Annotated in this window: 1 protein-coding gene; it reads right to left on the bottom strand. The window is 59.7% G+C overall.

Annotated features, from left to right (window positions below):
- On the bottom strand, positions 1-1,029 hold a 1,029-nt coding region (locus I6F33_RS37870), incomplete at both ends, for an AMP-binding protein (protein ID WP_225145785.1).

Here is a 1,029-nt window from a genome sequence, read left to right as displayed (position 1 = left end):
CACCCACCGCGCCGAACGGCACGGGCGCGCCATGGCCATCCAGCAAGTACACACGCGTGTTGGCGATTGGGCGCCCGATCGGGACCAATGACCCATTAAAATCAGCCGGGCAAGTCCAGATCGTCGCGAATGTCGTCGTCTCGGTGGGCCCGTAGCAGTTAATGAGACGTACGGGGCCCTTTTCCTTTAACAATCTCAGAAACGAGGCAAGATCACCGCACTCACCCCCACAGAGGAGGTGCTTCAGTTGCGCCAACGTCGGAGCAATCGTTGATGTATGTTGGTTGAATAATGCTGTTGTTAGAAACAGTGTCGTCACCCGGTGCTGTTCAAGCGCGCGGGCAAAACTAAGAGTATCCCTGACGGTGGCGGCATGCATGGCAACAATGCAACCACCGTTAAGCAGCGGTGCCCATACTTCGAACGTGCTTGCGTCGAAGGCGGGATTGCCAGCCCATGCCACCCGATCTCCTGCATCGATCTTCACATACCCACTGTTGATCACGAGCCGGTTGACGGCACGATGAGGAACAACAACTCCTTTGGGAAGGCCAGTTGAGCCAGAGGTGTACATGACGTAAGCGGCAGTTTCAGCGCTCAACGCCAGCCCAGGATCGGAACTACATCCCGTTCCAGCTATGAGCGGCCCAATAGTACGAACAGGTATCGTCGCCTCAACCAGATCATCAGCGCAAAGCACCAAGCGTGCAGCACAATCGGCCCTCAGCAATTCTTGTCGTGCCGGCGGGAGGGCGCGATCGATCGGTACATACACGCCGCCGGCCTTCAGAATTGCCAGCTGCGCCACCAGAAGAGCGACGGAGCGGTCCAGCACTGTGGCAATGCGATCCCCAGGTTTGACCCCGAGGGCGATCAGGTGATGCGCCAGGCGGTTGGCCCGCGCATTGAGCTCGCCGTAGCTCAGCCGCTCATCTTTGCAGACCACCGCCACCGCATCCGGCGCCTTGTGCACCTGCGCCTCGAACAGCTCGTGGATGCACCGCTCCGCAGGATACGGCGCCGCCGTCC

The organism is Bradyrhizobium sp. BRP20 (assembly GCF_020194215.1).
GTDB classification, from domain to species: Bacteria; Pseudomonadota; Alphaproteobacteria; order Rhizobiales; family Xanthobacteraceae; genus Bradyrhizobium; species Bradyrhizobium yuanmingense.
Note: the sequence above shows the minus strand (reverse complement) of the source record. Positions and strands in the feature narration are given on the sequence as shown.